12 protein-coding genes are annotated in these 13,955 nt (G+C 40.9%); all 12 read right to left on the reverse strand.

From position 1 onward, the window contains the following. Window positions 1-73 precede the first annotated feature (73 nt). Window positions 74-529, reverse strand: a complete 456-nt coding sequence (locus tag RCH62_RS07145) for a MarR family winged helix-turn-helix transcriptional regulator (protein ID WP_070674717.1) — start codon at window positions 527-529, stop codon at window positions 74-76. A 96-nt stretch (window positions 530-625) separates the two neighbouring features. Next, on the reverse strand, window positions 626-3,127 hold the full coding sequence (leuS, locus tag RCH62_RS07150; protein WP_306474914.1) for a leucine--tRNA ligase: 2,502 nt from the start codon (window positions 3,125-3,127) through the stop codon (window positions 626-628). A 201-nt stretch (window positions 3,128-3,328) separates the two neighbouring features. Beyond that, window positions 3,329-5,311: a peptide ABC transporter substrate-binding protein gene (locus RCH62_RS07155; protein ID WP_306474915.1), complete on the reverse strand. Its 1,983-nt coding sequence runs from the start codon at window positions 5,309-5,311 to the stop codon at window positions 3,329-3,331. A 187-nt stretch (window positions 5,312-5,498) separates the two neighbouring features. Further along, a complete protein-coding gene (locus RCH62_RS07160; protein ID WP_006595055.1) occupies window positions 5,499-6,173 on the reverse strand; it encodes a CPBP family intramembrane glutamic endopeptidase in 675 nt (224 codons plus the stop codon). A 94-nt stretch (window positions 6,174-6,267) separates the two neighbouring features. Next, window positions 6,268-6,408 carry a bacteriocin gene (locus RCH62_RS07165; RefSeq protein WP_006595056.1) on the reverse strand — a complete coding sequence of 47 codons (141 nt, stop codon included), beginning with the start codon at window positions 6,406-6,408 and terminating at the stop codon, window positions 6,268-6,270. A 211-nt stretch (window positions 6,409-6,619) separates the two neighbouring features. Further along, window positions 6,620-7,711, reverse strand: coding sequence for a glycerol dehydrogenase (locus RCH62_RS07170; RefSeq protein ID WP_006596970.1), 1,092 nt, complete (start codon window positions 7,709-7,711; stop codon window positions 6,620-6,622). 14 nt (window positions 7,712-7,725) lie between these two features. Continuing rightward, window positions 7,726-8,394 carry a fructose-6-phosphate aldolase gene (locus RCH62_RS07175; protein WP_006595058.1) on the reverse strand — a complete coding sequence of 223 codons (669 nt, stop codon included), beginning with the start codon at window positions 8,392-8,394 and terminating at the stop codon, window positions 7,726-7,728. A 15-nt stretch (window positions 8,395-8,409) separates the two neighbouring features. Further along, the gene (locus tag RCH62_RS07180) at window positions 8,410-10,848 is read right to left on the reverse strand and encodes a glycyl radical protein (protein WP_006596971.1); all 2,439 of its coding nucleotides are present in this window, start codon (window positions 10,846-10,848) and stop codon (window positions 8,410-8,412) included. Window positions 10,849-10,989: 141 nt separating this feature from the next. Further along, complete coding sequence (locus RCH62_RS07185) at window positions 10,990-12,291, reverse strand: PTS sugar transporter subunit IIC (RefSeq protein ID WP_006595060.1); 1,302 nt, start codon at window positions 12,289-12,291, stop codon at window positions 10,990-10,992. 11 nt (window positions 12,292-12,302) lie between these two features. Beyond that, entirely contained in the window at window positions 12,303-12,614 is a 312-nt protein-coding gene (locus RCH62_RS07190) for a PTS sugar transporter subunit IIB (RefSeq protein ID WP_006595061.1), read from the reverse strand. Window positions 12,615-12,624: 10 nt separating this feature from the next. Continuing rightward, window positions 12,625-12,948, reverse strand: coding sequence for a PTS lactose/cellobiose transporter subunit IIA (locus tag RCH62_RS07195; protein WP_006595062.1), 324 nt, complete (start codon window positions 12,946-12,948; stop codon window positions 12,625-12,627). 167 nt (window positions 12,949-13,115) lie between these two features. After that, window positions 13,116-13,955: sugar-binding transcriptional regulator (locus RCH62_RS07200; RefSeq protein ID WP_306474916.1), on the reverse strand; the 840-nt coding region annotated here is incomplete at its 5' end.

Here is a 13,955-nt window from a genome sequence, read left to right on the forward strand (position 1 = left end):
TCAATTTGTATATTCATATCTTCCTCTTTTTGTTAATATAATTAACAATATAGTTATAAAATTACCGTGATTTTTACCACGGTAATTCTTGCCAAACCTGTTCAACATCATCCATCAATTTCATAATCATTTGAAGATCCTCCTCGTTATAGTTTTTTAAAACTGAAAAAATAGCTGTCTCAATATGTTCTTGCTGCTCTTTATGAATGTTAAAAACTTCAACTCCTTTTTTGGATAATATCAGATATTTATTTTTTTCATTATCCGGTGCAAATTCAAAAGCAACGAGGTCTTTCTTGGTTAAACGTCTAACACTCTGAGTAATGGCACTCCTAGACACTTCAAGTAACTCAGATAATTTCACTAGATTCACAGGCTGATTGCGGCCTATCAGGTCGATCAAATGGACTTCATTAATAGTGATTGATTTATCAATACTGTTCCTATGCTGAGCTTTTTTCAACTGTTCAAAAGCTAAAGCAAAGCTGTTAAAACGATTATTAAACTTATGCAGTTCTTTCTTATTCATGGTTTCCTTCTTTTTGTTAACCATATTAACAAAATACCAATTTCTTGTCAAGAAGAGTCAAAAATCCTCCAGAGCTGAACTCTGAAGGATTCATTTTTATTTCACAACAATATTCACAAGCTTATTCGGTACCGCAATCACTTTCACAATTTCCTTGCCATCGATCTCGGCCTTGACTTTTTCGTCAGCGAGAGCGACTTCTTGCAATTCTTCGCGTGACAAGTCTTTAGCGACCATGAGTTTAGCACGGACTTTACCTTTGATTTGGACGACGATTTCAATTTCGTCTTCAACCAATTTGCTTTCGTCCCATGTTGGCCAAGCTACATAAGAGATAGACTCACCTGTTGCTGCCACTATTTGCCAGAGTTCTTCTGCCAAGTGAGGCGCAACTGGGGCAAGCAATTGGATAAATCCTTTGGCATAATCCACATAGAGTTTGTCTTCCTTATTAGCAGCATTGACAAAGACCATGAGTTGGGCAATGTCTGTATTAAACTTCATCGACTCGATTTGCTCTGTGACAGATTTAACAGTTTCGTTATAAACCTTGTCAAGAGCACCATTGTTTTCCGCAACGATTTCTTTGCTTGTAATCAAACGGTAAACACGGTCGAGGAATTTACGGCTTCCTTCCAAGCCTTCTTCTGACCAAGCGATCGAAGCGTCAAGTGGTCCCATGAACATTTCATAGACACGAAGGGTATCGGCACCGTATTGTTCCACCACATCGTCTGGGTTAACCACGTTCTTGAGGGATTTCGACATCTTAGCTGGTGCTTGCTCCAACTCTTCTCCTGTTTCCACATGGAAGAAGGAACCGTCGCGTTTTTCAACCTTGTCAGTCGCTACAAGAGCCCCACGGTGGTCACGGTAGCTAGTCCCCAAGATCATACCTTGGTTAAAGAGTTTTTGGAATGGCTCTTTCGTTGGAACGACACCGATATCATAGAGGAATTTATGCCAGAAACGAGCGTAAAGCAAGTGAAGAACGGCGTGTTCTGCACCACCCACGTAGATATCTACTGGCAACCATTGTTTAAGGAGATCTTCGTCAGCCAATTTTTCTGTGTTATGTGGGTCGATATAGCGGAGGTAGTACCAGCTTGAACCTGCCCATTGTGGCATGGTGTTGGTCTCGCGACGGCCTTTCACGCCATCTTCACGAGTCACTTCAAGCCAGTCAGTCAAGTTAGCTAGTGGACTCTCCCCAGTACCTGAAGGACGGATATCCTTGGTTACAGGCAAGACAAGTGGCAATTCATTTTCAGGAACAGCCGTTGAAGTCCCATCTTCCCAATGAATGATTGGGATTGGTTCACCCCAGTAACGTTGACGGCTAAAGAGCCAGTCACGAAGACGGTAAGTGATTTTTTCTTGACCACAGCCTTTTTCTTCCAACCAAGCCACAATCTTAGCAATCGCTTCTTCTTTGTTAAGCCCGTTCAAGAAGTCTGAGTTGACGTGAAGACCATCTTCTGTGTAAGCTGCTTCTTCAACGTTTCCACCTTCCAACACTTCTACGATTGGAAGACCAAACTGTTTAGCAAATTCCCAGTCACGCTCATCGTGGGCAGGTACGGCCATAACAGCACCTGTACCGTAGCTAGCAAGAACATAGTCGGCAATCCAGATTGGAATTTCTTTACCATTGACAGGGTTGATGGCATAAGCACCAGTCCAAACCCCTGTTTTTTCCTTGGCAAGGTCTGTACGAGCCAAGTCTGACTTGAGGCTTGCTTGGTGTTTGTAGTCAGCTACAGCCTCTGCTTGTTCCGGAATTGTGATGGCATCTACCAAGTCATGCTCAGGAGCCAAAACAGTGAAGGTCGCACCAAAAAGGGTATCTGGACGTGTTGTAAAGACGGTGAATTCCTTGTCTGTTCCTTTCACCTTGAAAGTGACATTGGCACCAGTTGATTTCCCAATCCAGTTGCGTTGCATGTCCTTGATAGATTCTGGCCAATCCAGGTCATCCAAGTCATTGAGCAAGCGCTCCGCATAGGCAGTGATCTTGAGCATCCATTGGCGCATTGGTTTGCGGACAACTGGATAGCCACCACGCTCAGATGTTCCATCTGGAAGGACTTCTTCGTTAGCGATGGCTGTTCCTAGTTCCTCAACCCAGTTTACTGGCACTTCAGCTTCATAAGCCAAACCTTTTTCGTAAAGTTTAGTGAAGATCCATTGCGTCCACTTGTAGTAGTTCGGATCTGTCGTATTGACTTCACGGTCCCAGTCGTAAGAGAAGCCAAGCGCATTGATTTGGCGTTTGAAGTTGGCAATATTTTCTGCTGTGAATTCTGCTGGGTCATTCCCTGTATCCATGGCATATTGCTCAGCAGGCAAACCAAAAGCATCCCATCCCATTGGGTGAAGGACATTGTAGCCTTGGGCACGTTTGAAACGGCTAAGGATATCTGTTGCCGTATAACCTTCTGGGTGTCCTACGTGAAGACCCGCTCCAGATGGGTAAGGGAACATGTCAAGCGCATAAAACTTAGGTTTTGAAGCGTCTGTTCCTGTCTTAAAGGTGTGATGGTCAGCCCAGTGTTTCTGCCACTTAGGCTCGATTTCTTTATGATTGTAAAAACTCATGCTGTCTCTCCAATTTTCGTGATGCTCCTATTATACCATTTTTAGGGGATTTTTAAAGGTTCTATCCACCAAAAAGAGGCTGGGACAAAGTCCTAGCCTCTCAATTGTCTGCGGAGGTGGGACGACGAAATCAAATTCTAACGAATTACCGATTTCTGTCCCACTCTCTTCCCTGTTCAATATACAATCGCTCTTAAACTCCTAGTCTTCTACGTGACTTTCTAGTTCTTTTTGAGCTTTCTTATTGGATTCTTCTTTTTCTTTCTTCCATTGTTCACGCGCTTCATCGTACTCCTTGGTTGTCAAAACTTTGTCTTGCAATTCCAAGTACTTGTAGTTGAAGGTTTGACCCTTGTGTCCTGTCCAAGCAAAGGCAGCTGTGTATGGAACTGTCTTACGAACACCTGGAGAGGCACCATCTGAATGAATCGGGATTAAGAGGGCACTATCAGTCAACCAAGCCTGAGCCTTAGCATATTTTTCATAGCGGTCATTGACATCTTTTGTTTCATTATGTGCATCTTCAATCAATTGATCGTATTCATCAAAACCAGCTTCTTTAGCAGCTGCGTTATTAGTACCAGCATCAAATCCGAAGTAAGAATTTGCATTTTCACCATTCTTAGAGTTTGTGATATCTAGGTAAGAAGATGGATCGGTATAGTCTGGACCCCAACCCAAGTTGTTGTTCAAATCCCAGTCTTGTTGAGAAGCATTTTCAGCAAAGTAGGTCACTCGATTAAGATCGTCCTCAGATACCATATTCAAGTCGATGACGACATTTTCTGCTCCTAGGGTAGATTCGATCGACTGTTTAAAGGATTGAGCTTGCTTGACTCCTTCTGTATAGGTGGATGAAACAGGGAGGTCCAAATGAATCGGGAACTCTACCCCTTGGCCTTGAAGAGCTTCTTTGGCCTTGGCAAACTCTTCCTTGGCCTTGGTTGGATTGTAAAGGGTATCTTTTCCATCTTCGACAGAAACACCTTTCCATTCATCACCATATTCTTCTATGTTTTTCTCTACAGACTCACCGAAATCTTTGCCATCAATTTGAACAAAGTTTGGAGGAGTGAAGGTGTTGCGGATGACCTTGTCTGCAGATGCTTCCCCATTGGCTTGCGCTACATAGGCCTTGCGGTTGAAGGCAAACATAATGGCTTGACGGAAGTCTTTATTCAAGATTGCTTTCTTGGTTGAGCTCTTTTGAGCATCTGTAGTTTTAGTCGTAATCTCATAAGCTTGACGGTCAATGTTGAAAGACAAGTTATAAGTAGAGGATCCTTGGTCACTGAAGACAATGTCATCTTTGTGTTTCTTCTCTACACTCTTATAGTTAGAGCCATTTGGGAAGACACGGGCAAAGGTATAGTCTCCGTTATCAAATCCACGGATCAAAGATTCTGAATCTTGTCCATCATAATAGGTCAGCTTAACCTTAGAAATTTTTACATTATCAGCATCCCAATAGGTTGGGTTCTTTTCAAGCGTCACAACAGATTTAGAGGTGATAGCTTTAATCAAATAAGGACCACAATAAAGAATACTAGAAGGGTTCGTACCTTGACCGTAGTCATCTCCCTTAGAATCTAAGAATTCTTTATTGACTGGCATCAAAATGCCCATGGTGGTTTTTGAATTCCAGAAACTTTCTGGTTGGTTCAAGGTGTATTGAACCGTATAGTCATCGACAGCTTTGATACCAACTGTTGAGAAGTCTTTGGTTTTCCCTGAGACATAATCATCCAACCCTTTGATAGATTGTTGGACGAGATAGAGGGCCGAAGATTTCTTGTCCGCTGCGTGCTGAAGCCCCGTCACAAAGTCTTGGGCCTTAACTTCTCCGAATTCTTCCCCTTCAGCGGTCACCCATTTAACCCCTTTACGAAGTTTATAGGTATAGGTCAGACCATCTTTTGAAACAGTCCAATCCTTAGCAAGAGATGGGATTAAGTTGCCGTATTTGTCAACTTCTAACAAACCATCCACAGCATTACCTGTAAATTCTGAAGTTGACCGTTTATTAGAGAGTGAATAATCCAAAGTATCCGGATCTTGCGTATATACATAACTAAAGACCTGGTTGTCCGAACTTGAAGATTTCCCTCCTTGTGAGCAGGCTACCAGTGCGCTTACAGACAAAAGCAGAGCGCCGGTGGCTAAGAGTAGCTTCCCTTTTTTCATATGGATCACCTCTGTATAAAATGTTATTCTTCATATTAAATTATAGCACTTTACGGAAAAATGTAAACGCTTAACTGTATAATATTTCAAAAGTTAGAAAAAATAGTTGTTTTGACTGCATGCAAAAAAGCAGTTTTGACTGCTTCTTTGATGATGGATAAAGGCCCCTGCCACTCCTTCCCCTTACTTAAATCCCACTGACCAGGAGGGATAAGAGGGTAAGGAAGCTATTCCAAGAGGCATGCTGAAGGATAGCCCAGTAAATCGATTTGGTATAACGCAAGACCGCACAAAATAGCAGGCCCGGTACCAAGTAGACGATAAAGCTTGGCAAATCCCAGCCATGCTGCCAGACATGCGAGAGGCTGAACAAGGAGGCCGAAACAAGCATATCCAGCTTATACTTCTGATAAGGTGCCAAAGCCGTCATGACCAAATCACGAAAAACTAGCTCTTCCACAATGGGAGCCAGCAAGCAGGCATAGACATAGCGTATCAACACCAAGGCCCAGCCTGACAAATCACTAGATATTTCTGCAAGGGCTATGGAATTCTTAGTGGGCGGAAATACCGCTGCAGAAAACATATCCCATAAAAAGTGAGCAAGAAAAACAAGCACAAACACCGCCAAATAGGAAGCTTTAAAGGTGAATTTCCCGTACAAGTCCCAGCGACGACTCTTTACCAAGAGTGTAACGGCTACCCCCCCAATCAATCCTATCAACAAGAGGAGCAAGCCATAATAAGAATCATCCGATAGGTGGCCCACTAAATCCGTTGGGAGTCCCACGTTAAAAAGCGCAAAATTGATGCAGAGAATTCCAATTGTCGCTAGTTGAAACAATCTGTCTGTCTTACTCATTGCATTTACCCTTTCATTTAATCCTTTCTACCGAGTTCCAATCTGCCTTAAGATCTAACTCTCAGAACACTTCATCCTAGAACTCTATCATGTCTTAAATACGAGCGAGCGGTGGTCGCTTCACAAATCCAGGACGTCCAATCTCAATCTTATCTGACTGACCTTGAACCACATTTGGGCGAGAACCTCCTCCTCCTACAATCTGTGCCAATTCTTTTTGACTACATTCTGTCATTTCATTTCCTCCAATTTGTATTTGTAACGCTACCTCCTGAGTCTATCAAAGATTGGAGCCTTTGCCTTTTCTTTTTTCTATATGGTTGCATTTTTCAGCTATGTGGGTGGAGAATCTCTTAATTCAGAAGTATACATCTCCAAATTAAACGAAAACGAACAACCATCAAAAAAACCATCGCCAACAGGCGATGGTTTCTGTATTTCTTTGATTAGCCTAAGGACTTGACATAAGCATCTACTGCTACAATCGCTTGAGCAATATCAGATGCTTGTACCTTGAATGGCATTTGGTGAATGGTTTCTCCTTCAATGGTTGCTTGTTGGCCAACCTTGAGAAGATCTTCGTAGCTTGCATTTTCAAGATGCATTTCTTTCAGAGTCGTTGGCATGCCAATTTGTTGATAGAAATGAATGTATTTGTTCAATTCTTCTTTTGGACGGTTTTCCAAGAACAATTGAACCAAGGTTCCATAGGCTACTTTTTCACCGTGAGTCAAATGGTGGATATCCCCAGTAAGGGCCGTAAAGCCATTATGGATGGCATGAGCTGCTGCCAAGCCACCACTTTCAAACCCAATCCCACTGAGAAGGGTATTGGCTTCGATGATGTTTTCTAATGCAGGCGTCACCACTTTAGCTTCACAAGCAGCCACGGCTTGGAGACCATCAGCAAATAAGATTTCTTCACAACGTTGCGCAATCGCCACACCAGCTAGAGTTTGGTGTTTGCCTAGCATGGTTTTTCCGTTGGCTTGCATTACCGCACGCGCTTCGACCCAAGTAGCTAGTCCATCTGCGATACCAGAAGCAAGCAAACGTTTTGGTGCTTGAGAGATGACTTTACTATCTACCAAGACCAATTCTGGGTTTTTAGAATAGAAGATATAGCGAGCAAAGGCACCTTCATCCGTATAAATAACAGACAAGGCTGAAACCGGAGCATCTGTAGATGCAATAGTCGGAGCAATGACAACTGGTGATTTTAAAAGATCAGCAATGGCTTTTGCACTGTCGATGGTCTTTCCTCCACCAAGTCCGATGACTAAGTCACAGCCATTTTCTTCTGCCAGACTGACCACACGATTGATTTCATTATCAGAAGCTTCACCGTTGAAGAACACTGGCAAGACTGTAAAGCCATACCGAAGGAGATACTTTTCAAAACGTTCCCCTACGATATCATAGACTACTGAATCACAGAGTAAAACGGGATGACTCCCCAGTTCTAAAATAGGTTTTGCATTTTCAAATAAAGCATTTTCACCTTGAATGTAACGGGATGGGCTGGCAAAATTTCTCATACACTCCTCCTTTATCAAATTGTATTCTTATGATGAACAGCTGACCAATCTGCCTCGAAGTCATCTACTGCTTTTGGAATAGAAGGCATTCCAAAAGCTGCTTCAAAGACATCTGCCCCTGCCGTAATTGCTTGTGTTCCTTCTTTAAATGCTCGATTAACTTGAGCCACATTTTTAAAGGAAGCTGCTAGAATTTTGCTTGATGAATGATTACGCTCTATGGCACTCGCTAACTGAGAAATAACCTGAGCTGAATCAATGTTTAAGTTTTCCATACGATTGTAATAAGGTGCTAAATAGTCGGCTCCTGCTTCAATAGCTAACAGTCCTTGAAAAACAGTATAGATTGCTGTTGCAGTAATTTTGTAACCCTCTGCTTTTAACACTTTAATTGCAGCAAGTCCTTCAGGTGTTACTGGAACTTTAATATAGGTATTTTCATCGCATTGTTCTCGAATTTCGGCCGCATCTTTTAAAATTCCTTCATAATCTTTTGCGACAACTTGAACATGGATGGAAGGAGATCCTCCGATGATTTCCCGCACCTTATGGATACGATCAAAAAAATCAATGTTCCCTTCTTTTTTAGCAATTGTTGGGTTCGAAGTTACCCCAGCAAGGGGTAACACTCGTGCCCATTTTTTTATCTCATCTAAATTTAAAGTATCAAGCATAAATTCCATATACATACCTCTTTACTATAGAGTATGCTCTGTCCGTCCAATAATATCATCTTGTGTTGCTCTTGATAGTACATTGAAGAAGGCTGAGTAGCCAGCAACACGTACAATTAAGTCACGGTGTTTTTCCGGATGTTTTTGAGCATCTAACAACGTTTCTCTAGAAACCACATTGTATTGAATATGGTATCCATGTAGACGATTAAAGAACGTACGGAGTAAAGCAATAAGTTTTAATTTATCTTCTTCTTTGGATAAAGTTTGTGGGTTTACTTTTTGGTTCAGTAAAACACCACCAACAATTTCATCTGTTGGCAATTTAGAGACAGATTTTAGAACAGATGTTGGGCCATGTTGGTCCATATTGTGGGATGGAGAGCATCCTTCTGCTAGTGGAGTTCCAGCATTACGACCGTCCGGAGTAGCTAATGTTCCACGACCTTGTCCTACATTGGCTGAAATAGAAGATGTACCTGAGTAACGAATTCCTCCGATTGGCCCACGTCCATATCGAGTATTTGGATATTTAGCAATTTCATCCACATAAATATCGTATGCTTCTCGAACTAAGCTGTCCGCATAGTCATCATCGTTTCCATACTTCGGTGCATCATGGATAAGCATCTCTTGGATTTCTTTTCCACGTTCGCCCTCGTAATCGGTTTCCAGAGCATGCCATAGCTCTTGTGGCGTTAAGCGTCCTTCTTCGAATACCAGTTTCTTGATTGCTGCAAGTGAATCGGATAAGTTTGCAATACCCACTTGTAAACCAGAAATATAATCGTAGACAGCTCCACCTTCTTTTAGGTGTTTTCCACGTCCAATACAGTCATCTGTCAAAGCTGAACAGAGGATATCTGGCACTTCTCTTTCAAGAGATAGGTCGATAGAGTTTTCTACGATCACACTCATGCGGGTTAAGTGGCGTAAGGTCTTGTCCCATGCTGTTTGCAATTCATCGAAGCTCTTCATGTCTTTAAAATGACCAAAGCTTGGTGCAAAGCGCTTGCCAGAAGCAGGATCGATTCCGTCATTCATCGTAATGAGCAAAACTTTAGGGAAGTTCATATAACTCATACCTGTACAGCGATATCCCCATTTACCTGGAACAGCTGTTTCTACACAACCAATTGCACTGTAATCATAAGCATCTTCTTCAAGAACACCTTTTGAAATAAAGGATGGAATAATAATCTCATCATTATTGAAAGCAGGCATACCAAATCCGAGCTTCATAACTTCAATACATTCGTTCATGAAGCGGGCATCCAGACCAGCATGATAACGAACAGTTAAGTTTGGTTGAGGAAGGTGAGTTTGAGCAACTGACTTCAACACCAAATAAGACAATGGATTGACGGCATCTTTCTTATCACGTGTTTGACCACCAATCGTAACGTTTTGATAAAGCGGACTACCTGCAGATGAGAAGGTATGTGCTTGACTACGTACTTTGTTAATTGTAATAGTCTTAATCCAAAGGTTAGTCAAGCGTTCAACAATACTCTCTTCAGTTTCCCGTCCACTTTCCAAATCAGCTTTAACGTATGGATACATATATTGGTCAAAACGGCCATATGAAAGTGAGTGTCCATTTGATTCAATCTGAAGAATACATTGGATAAACCAAACAGACTGAACAGCCTCTGCAAATGTACTTGCAGGCTCGTATGGAACTTTTGAGCAAATCTCTGCAATTTCAAGCAATTCCTTCTTACGTTCAGGAGTTGCTGTTTCAGCAAGTTGTTTAGCAAGTTCCACAAATCGTTGAGCATAGGTCTTAACAGCATCAACTACGATAAAGATAGAATCGTAAAAATGGTACTTATCAATGCTAGCTGGATCCGTTAGATCTAGGGCTGCTTTAGCTTGGCGAGCTCTTTCTTCAAAACCTTTCAAGCCATATTGCAATAATTTTTGATAATTGACTGCTAAGTGGGCATCTCCTGAATTCATCTTCCCTTCCATACCGAAGAATCCTGTTTCCATATAGACAGATACTTCTTCAGGTAGAAGAGCGCCAGCTCTTGCACGTAAGTTATTATTTTCCCAGAACGGTGCGATACTACGGAGCTGTTCTTTCGTTTCTTCCGTAATATAGAAGACATCACCATCCCGCTTTTCAAAAAGATCCAATTCCTTCAGAACGAACTCTAAAGTATATTCTGGGAAAATCGGAGCATCTTTATTAGAGGATGCTTGGTTTCCAGCAATCATGGATTCATCCTCAATGTAGATTGTCATATTTTCAAGAATCTCTTTCAACATATAGGCACGTTTAAGAACATTTGGTTGTTCCTTATAACGATCATATGCCTTAGTTGCAAGAACAGCACGTTCAGCATCGATGTAAGGCTTCTTATTTAAGACATCTTCACGATACTTATTCATGCGTTCAGTGAGGCTTCCAAAATATTCTGTTTTAATGCTTGTACTTGCTACTTCTACTTGTTTCATTTTTTCAAAACCTTTCTTTTGAAATTATTTTGTTTTCTTTCGTAACTATAGTAGCATTAAATTTTACGAATTTCAATGAATTATGGATAATACCTATAAATTCTATTCTAGTCGCACATCTGTGCACTCCTAATAAACGCACTATTTTTCAGCTTGTAATTCGTTGTTATAGGCAAGATTATCTTGGAATTTGAAGAATGGGAAATATACGACAGTCGAGGTTGCAAGAACCAGCACTTGAACGAAAGCACCTTGCCAACCTCCAACCATAAATCCAGAAATAATGGCTGGTGTACTCCAAGGAAGAGTCACACCTGAGAATGGATGCATAAATCCAATAGCAATTGATGCATAAACAATTATTGCAGCCAAAATTGGAACCAAAATAAATGGAAGGAACATAACTGGGTTCATTACGATCGGAAATCCAAATACGACGGGTTCATTGACATTAAAGATTGCAGGAAATGCTGCAACTTTCCCCAAAGCTTTATACTGTTTTGACTTAGCAGCAAATAGCATGGCAACAACCAACCCAAAGGTTATACCTGATCCAGACAAAATAAGGAAGCTATCTAAGAATTGTTGAGTTACAATGTGGGCACCATTTTCAACGGATAGCTTCCCAGCTGCCAACATTGATTTATTGGCATCTAGGTTAGAAAGTAGCAAGGCTGTTACTACACCGTTGACAACTGATTGGCCATGAACACCAAACCACCACAAGAATGAAATAAAGAAAGCAATCCCAATCGCTCCGTAAAGTGATCCTGTTAGACCTTGAAGAGGAACCTGAATGACATCATAAATCATTTCAATGAAGGTACCGCCGTTTGTCACTACTTTTGATACGATATAGACAATCATTGATAGTAAGAAAATCACGAAAGCAGGAATCATCGCTTCAAATTGTTTGGCAATGGCTTGAGGTACTTGTTCTGGCATTTTTATAACAATGTGTCTTTGGATAAACACAGTATAAATTGCACCAACTACCAGACCAATAATAATGGCCCCGATAATCCCTTGACCACCAAACCATACTTTTGAAATGGCATCGCCAATCGGTTCTCCCTTAGCTGGTACATAAGAAGATTTTAACAAGATAAAGAATGAAGACAGGGACAAAACTCCCGCTGGCAAGGGTTCTACTCCACTGTTTTTAGCATAAGAATACCCAATGGAGAAGCAAGAAATTAAGCCCATGATGGCGAATGTTCCTGAATAAACTTGCATAAATGGCTCTGTCCATGTATCGCCAAATACACTAGCAATAGCCTGATTAAGGCCTTCAAATGGTAATTGTCCAATAATCAGAAACAAACTACCAACTACCGTTAATGGAAGGATCGCTAACATCCCATCTTTAAGAGCAATAATTCCTTTCATGTTTACAAAACGCATGATTGGAGCGATAATTTTCTGAGAATTAAAATTAGACATGGGAAGCCTCCTTATTTTTCTCCTAGCAATTCTAGAGCTAGATTTAGTACCTTCTTACCATCTAACATCCCATAATCCGCCATAGGAATGACAGCAATAGGGATATGGTTTGCCTCACAAATCGCTTTTGATTTATCCAAAGTATAAGCTACTTGAGGCCCTAACAAAGCGACATCTATTTCTGGGGCAAAATCTGCTAATTTCGCTTGAGAATATGCCTCAATTTCAGCATCAATACCTAATTCCTGAGCCGCTACCTTCATATTATTTACCAACATTCCTGTTGAAAATCCTGCCGCACAAAACAATCCAATTTTCATCATCTTTTCCTCCTTATTGTTTCGCTGAAAGTTCTTTTCGTAAGTCAATCATTTCTTTAATCAAGTTAATCTCTGTGATTGAAGTCATTAAGTGATCTTGTGAGTGCACAAACAAAGCTGTAATCTCTGTCTTTGTCCCACTTGCTTCCTGGGCTAAAAATTGGGTTTGCAAGTTATGCGCTTCTAGCAATGCTGCATCTGCTTTTGCAATTTCGCCTTCAGAAGATGTAAAATCACCTTCCTTAGCATATGATAAAGCTTGGTAAACATGCTGTTTAGCATCACCCGCATTTAAAATTAAGCCCATAATAATTTGGTCTGCAACAATTATTTCCATGTGCACTACACTCCTTTGTCAATCTAATGAAAGCGCTTTTTCTATTGTCAATATACCATTTATATTTTTGCCGGTCAATAAAAAACTACAACATTTGATTATTGTTTTTAGTTTTTGCACATTTGTGCTATTTAACTCAAAAAAATAAGGACTGCATCCTCGCTGTCCTATTTTTTAGTAAATTGCTGATCACCATCTAATTCTAAAACTTTTAAGATCGTCGCTTCATCTGTGACTAAATGATTGATATAGTTGGCTTTCAAAACCGATAAAATTGCTTTTGCTTTTTGATCACCGTAGGCTAACGAGATGGTATTCGGAACCTTTCTCAATTCCTCCAATGTGATAGATATTGTTCTTTCCTGTAATTCAGGATAAACGGGGATACCTTCTTGATCAAAGAAACGACAGCAGACTTCTCCTACAGCATGTTCCGACTCCAATTTCTTAAAATCATTTGTTGTTAGCATATCAAACCACTGAGGATTCTTGCTATCTGCATGGCCACCAATCCCTACAGCAGCAACATCCAAACAACGCCAACTAGCTTTCAAGTCCTCGAAATACTTAGAAGATAAGATGCCTTCCGTTACCTCAGAATTTTCTTGAATGACACTCGCGTTTATAAAATGACATTCTCCATGAAATTTACTCGCCATACTGTAGATTAGAGTATTGACATGGTAGCGAGCATGGATATGACTGGGACCTCCAGCTAGGGGATAAAATTGAACACCATCCAAACGCTTAGTTCCAACTTGTTCCACCATTAATCTGAGAGACTTGCCCCATGAAAAACCAACTGTCATTCCATCTTCAATCAAATTTCGAAGCATGACAGCACTAGCTTGCGCTAGCCGCTTTTCAAGGCTTTCTCGTGGCTCATCAACTAGATTTGGTATAATCTCGATAGCTTTCAAGCCATATTTTTGTTTGATATAATTTTCTAAATGGAAGAGGCGAGTATCAAAGTTTTCGATTTCAATTTTTACTACGCCCTCTTTCTT

Source organism: Streptococcus sp. (assembly GCF_030825805.1).
Classification (GTDB): domain Bacteria; phylum Bacillota; class Bacilli; order Lactobacillales; family Streptococcaceae; genus Streptococcus.

Bases quoted from the DNA above. Each gene is read 5' to 3' on its own strand.
- RCH62_RS07145 (WP_070674717.1), bottom strand. From the start codon at position 529: ATGAATAAGAAAGAACTGCATAAGTTTAATAATCGTTTTAACAGCTTT.
- leuS (WP_306474914.1), bottom strand. From the start codon at position 3,127: ATGAGTTTTTACAATCATAAAGAAATCGAGCCTAAGTGGCAGAAACAC.
- RCH62_RS07155 (WP_306474915.1), bottom strand. From the start codon at position 5,311: ATGAAAAAAGGGAAGCTACTCTTAGCCACCGGCGCTCTGCTTTTGTCT.
- RCH62_RS07160 (WP_006595055.1), bottom strand. From the start codon at position 6,173: ATGAGTAAGACAGACAGATTGTTTCAACTAGCGACAATTGGAATTCTC.
- RCH62_RS07165 (WP_006595056.1), bottom strand. From the start codon at position 6,408: ATGACAGAATGTAGTCAAAAAGAATTGGCACAGATTGTAGGAGGAGGA.
- RCH62_RS07170 (WP_006596970.1), bottom strand. From the start codon at position 7,711: ATGAGAAATTTTGCCAGCCCATCCCGTTACATTCAAGGTGAAAATGCT.
- RCH62_RS07175 (WP_006595058.1), bottom strand. From the start codon at position 8,394: ATGGAATTTATGCTTGATACTTTAAATTTAGATGAGATAAAAAAATGG.
- RCH62_RS07180 (WP_006596971.1), bottom strand. From the start codon at position 10,848: ATGAAACAAGTAGAAGTAGCAAGTACAAGCATTAAAACAGAATATTTT.
- RCH62_RS07185 (WP_006595060.1), bottom strand. From the start codon at position 12,291: ATGTCTAATTTTAATTCTCAGAAAATTATCGCTCCAATCATGCGTTTT.
- RCH62_RS07190 (WP_006595061.1), bottom strand. From the start codon at position 12,614: ATGATGAAAATTGGATTGTTTTGTGCGGCAGGATTTTCAACAGGAATG.
- RCH62_RS07195 (WP_006595062.1), bottom strand. From the start codon at position 12,948: ATGGAAATAATTGTTGCAGACCAAATTATTATGGGCTTAATTTTAAAT.